The sequence below is a fragment of the Aeromicrobium sp. genome (assembly GCF_049586495.1).
Lineage (GTDB): Bacteria > Actinomycetota > Actinomycetes > Propionibacteriales > Nocardioidaceae > Aeromicrobium.
Map to the genome: position 1 here is coordinate 1 of NZ_JBAVCB010000164.1, position 4,267 is coordinate 4,267.

Annotated in this window: 4 protein-coding genes and 1 pseudogene; 4 read left to right on the forward strand and 1 reads right to left on the reverse strand. The window is 68.8% G+C overall.

Annotated elements, in window-relative coordinates; translation table 11 throughout:
• A partial coding sequence (gene sucB, locus WB508_RS08790; RefSeq protein WP_423844508.1) for a 2-oxoglutarate dehydrogenase, E2 component, dihydrolipoamide succinyltransferase occupies positions 1-1,898 on the forward strand: 1,898 nt, incomplete at its 5' end.
• Positions 1,899-1,901: 3 nt separating this feature from the next.
• Positions 1,902-2,792: a TIGR01777 family oxidoreductase gene (locus WB508_RS08795; protein WP_423844509.1), complete on the forward strand. Its 891-nt coding sequence runs from the start codon at positions 1,902-1,904 to the stop codon at positions 2,790-2,792.
• Here the strand turns inward: WB508_RS08795 and WB508_RS08800 are convergent.
• Positions 2,740-3,204, reverse strand: a complete 465-nt coding sequence (locus WB508_RS08800; protein WP_423844510.1) for a hypothetical protein — start codon at positions 3,202-3,204, stop codon at positions 2,740-2,742. The two genes, WB508_RS08795 and WB508_RS08800, sit on opposite strands and share 53 nt — an antisense overlap.
• Positions 3,205-3,272: 68 nt before the next feature.
• Here WB508_RS08800 and lipB point away from each other — a divergent pair, with 68 nt between their 5' ends.
• Positions 3,273-3,986, forward strand: coding sequence for a lipoyl(octanoyl) transferase LipB (gene lipB, locus WB508_RS08805; RefSeq protein WP_423844511.1), 714 nt, complete (start codon positions 3,273-3,275; stop codon positions 3,984-3,986).
• Positions 3,987-4,055: 69 nt separating this feature from the next.
• Positions 4,056-4,267, forward strand: a pseudogene (locus tag WB508_RS08810) (lipoyl synthase); the annotation flags it as partial.

A 4,267-nucleotide genomic window follows, 5' to 3' on the forward strand; every position in this document is an offset into this window, starting at 1 on the left:
TTCCGGCCCTTGGTGAGAGCGTCACCGAAGGCACCGTCACCCAATGGCTCAAGTCCGTCGGCGACACCGTCGAGGTCGACGAGCCGCTGCTGGAGATCTCCACCGACAAGGTCGACACCGAGATCCCCTCACCGGTTGCCGGCACCCTGCTGGAGATCAAGGCCGACGAGGACGAGACCGTTGAGGTCGGCGCCGTGCTGGCTTTGATCGGCGACGAAGGCGAGTCCGCTGGCGGCGACGCCGAGCCCGCCGACGAGGCACCTGCCGAGCCTGAGGAGACGCCAGAGTCGCAAGAGACCGAGTCGGTCAACGAGCCCGCTGACGACGCGAAGGATGCTGGCGACAACGGTGACTCCCCGGAAGAAGCCGAAGAGCGCTCCGCGGCTCCCGCGGACAGCGCCCAGGAGAAGGCTGATGCGGCCGAGACCGCTCCAGCGCCGCAGGCCGACTCTGCTTCGACCGACGAGGGCACCGCCGTCAAGCTCCCCGAGCTGGGCGAAAGCGTCACCGAGGGAACCGTCACGCAGTGGCTGAAGGCCGAGGGCGATGAGGTCGCCGTCGACGAGCCGCTGCTGGAAATCTCCACCGACAAGGTCGACACCGAGATCCCCTCGCCCGTCGCGGGCATCCTGACCAAGATCCTGGTCGCCGAGGACGAGACCGTCGAGGTTGGCGCTGAGCTGGCCATCATCGGTGGCAGCGGCAGCGCCGCCGGATCCGACGCCGAGCCCGATGCCAAGGACGAGCCCGCCGCCGAACCTGAGCCCAAGCCGGAGGCCAAGGACGAGCCCGCCGCCGAACCCGAGCCCAAGCCGGAGGCCAAGGACGAGCCCGCCTCCGAACCCGAGCCCAAGCCGGAGACCAAGGACGAGCCCGCGTCCGAGGCACCCGCCCCGGGGCTGGCTCCCGCGCCCGCTCCGGCCGCGAAGGACTCCTCCTCAGACCAGTCCTCCAGCGGCGACACCTACGTCACGCCGATCGTGCGCAAGCTGGCCAAGCAGCACGGCGTCGATCTGGCGGCCATCGCTGGCACCGGAGTCGGTGGACGCATCCGCAAGCAGGACGTGCTCGACGCGGCTGCGGCTGCTCCGGCCAAGCCCGAACCCACGGAGGAGAAGACGGCTCCCGCCGCCGCGGCCTCCTCGGCTCCGGCGGCCGCGTCCGAGCCGTCCCCGCTGCGCGGCAAGACTGAAAAGATCTCGCGCCTGCGCAAGGTGATTGCGACGCGGATGAACCAGTCCCTGCAGGAGTCGGCCCAGCTGACCCAGGTGCACGAGATCGACGTCACCGAGGTGGCCCGCCTCCGCACCAAGCACAAGGACAAGTTCCTCGAGCGCGAGGGCGTCAAGCTGACGTACCTGCCGTTCTTCGCGAAGGCGGCCATCGAGGCGCTCAAGCTGTACCCGCAGGTCAACGCCGCCCTCGACATCGAGGCTGGCACGGTCACGTACCCCGACGGTGAGCACCTGGGCATCGCGGTCGACACCGAGCGTGGCCTCATCGTGCCCACGATCCGCGATGCGGGCGATCTGTCGATCGCCGGTCTGGCACGCAAGATCGCCGATGCGGCCGAACGCACCCGGACCAACAAGATCTCGCCTGACGAGCTCTCCGGCGCCACGTTCACCATCACGAACCTGGGCAGCACCGGAGCGCTGTTCGACACGCCGATCATCAACCAGCCACAGGTCGCGATCCTCGGCACCGGTGCCGTGGTGAAGCGTCCTGTCGTCATCACCGACCCGCAGGTGGGCGAGTCGATCGCCGTGCGATCGATGGTCTACTTCGCCCTCACCTACGACCACCGACTGGTCGACGGCGCGGACGCTGGACGCTTCCTGACCGCTGTCAAGGAGCGCCTGCAAGGTGGGGCGTTCGAAGCCGAGCTGGGGTCCTAGCCAGTGCATGTCGTGATCGGCGGCGCGTCCGGATTTCTGGGCACGCCGCTGGTGGCGCACCTTCGTGAGCAGGGCCACCAGGTGACCCGGCTGATCCGCGGCGGTCCGCCGCGCGCGGACTCCTCGGTGTGGGATCCCAAGGCCGGACGTGTCGATCAGATATTGATCGACCGCGCCGATGCCGTCGTGAATCTGTCGGGTTCTCCCATCTCCCAGTGGCCCCGCACGCCCAAGCGCAAGCGCGAGATTCTCAATTCTCGACTCACCGCCACCGCCACCCTGGCGAAAGCGGTTGCGACGTCGGACTCCCCCACGGTGTTCCTGTCCGGTTCGGGAATGTCGTGGTACGGAGTCGATCGCGGCGACACGGTGCTCACCGAGGACAGCAGCCCTGGCACGGGCTTCCTGGCCGACGTCTCCCGGCAGTGGGAAGCCGCTGCGGCCCCCGCGGTCGAGGCCGGGGCTCGCACCTGCTTCCTACGGACCTCGCTGGTGCTGGACAGCTCAGGCGGCATGCTCGGCCTGATGGTCCCGGTCTGGAAGCTTGGCGGCGGGGCCCAGCTCGGTCCGGGCCGCCAGCACATGTCCTTGATCGCCCGCACTGACTGGGTGCGCGCGGTCACTCACCTGCTCGAATCCGACGTCTCCGGCCCGGTCAACCTGGTGATGCCGGACAACAGCGTGACCAATGCCGAGTTCACCGACGCGCTCGGCGAGGCGTTGAACCGGCCCACGTTCCTGCGGGCACCGAAATTCGCCATACGCGCCGGGCTCGGCAGTCTCTCCGACGACCTGCTGGGATCCCTGCGCGTCGCCCCGCAGACGCTCATCGAGTCTGGTTTCACCTTCCAGGCGCCTGACCTGAGGTCGGCGCTGGCGGCTGCGATCCACTGATCCGCCACCCGTCGGCAGTGTGTCGAAGCGTGATCTGACGACGCGTCGGGCGGTCGCGCGGCAGCGCAGTCGCGCCGCCGTCGTCCCAGCGGACGAGGGACGGGCCGAGCGCCTCAACCACTTCGAGTCCGATGGTGGCGGCGGTTCTTTCCAGCTCGCGGCACTGCGAGACCTGCAACACCGCCCCGACCACGCGTCCGCCACGCGATCGGTAGTGGGCGATCGTTCGGGCATCGACGTCCTGCAGCGGGCTTCCCGCCACATAGACGTCGGCGAGCAGGGCAGGGTCGGCGGATGCGAAGGCCGTGGCGCGGACGCGGTCGAGTGCAGCCAGCTCCCTGGCGCAGCCGGCGTGCGAGTCGGCTGGCACCGCGGCGCGAAGCGCCACGACCAACAGCCACCACCACGTCATCGGCTCACTGTTGCTGCTGGGGCGCCCGGTCGCTCCGGTTCGTCCACACCCGCGGCTATGTTGGTGACGTGAATGCGCTGACGATTCTCGAGGACTGGTATGGCGGGGACGCCCTGGACTACTCCGCGGCGTGGGACCTGCAGCGCAACCTGCACGCTCGGCGGGTGGCCGATGAGATCGGCGACACCGTGATGATGCTGGAGCACCCAGCCGTGTTCACGGCAGGGCGCCGCACCGAGCCGCACGAGCGTCCCCGTGACGGCTCCCCCGTCGTCGATGTGGACCGCGGCGGCAAGATCACGTGGCACGGGCCCGGCCAGCTGGTGGCCTACCCGATCACCAAGCTGCCCGGCCACGTGCTCGTGGTCGACTACGTGCGCCGCCTCGAGGAGGCGATGATCCGCGCGATCGGAGACCTGGGCGTCACCACCGGCCGAGTTCCGGGCCGCTCCGGTGTCTGGCTGGCCCCGAGTCCCGGCAAGCCCGATCGCAAGATCGCTGCCATCGGCATCCGGGTCTCACGGGGTGTCACCATGCATGGCATCTCGATCAACGCCGACGTCGACCTGTCGGTCTACGACCAGTTCGTCGCCTGCGGCATCGCGGATGCTGGGGTCACCTCACTGACCGCTGAGACCGGACGCGACGTCTCGGTCCACGATGTCGCGGCGGCCTTCACCCCGCGGCTTCGGGAGATGCTCGAGTGGGAGCCGTACACGCCGTCGCCGGATCTCGCTGTCGCGGCGGGATTGAGCATCCCGGTGGGAACCGTCTCCCCCTGACGCCTCACGGCCGCGGTTGCGCGGAGGCGTAGGCTTGCCAGCGTGACCATTGCACCTGAAGGCCGGAAGATGTTGCGGCTTGAAGTCCGCAACGCGGAGACCCCGATCGAGAAGAAGCCCGAGTGGATCAAGACTCGCGCCAAGATGGGTCCCGAGTACAACGAGCTCATGAATCTGGTGAAGGGCGAAGGCCTGCACACCGTGTGTCAGGAAGCTGGTTGTCCGAACATCTTCGAGTGCTGGGAAGACCGCGAGGCCACGTTCCTCATCGGCGGCGAGCA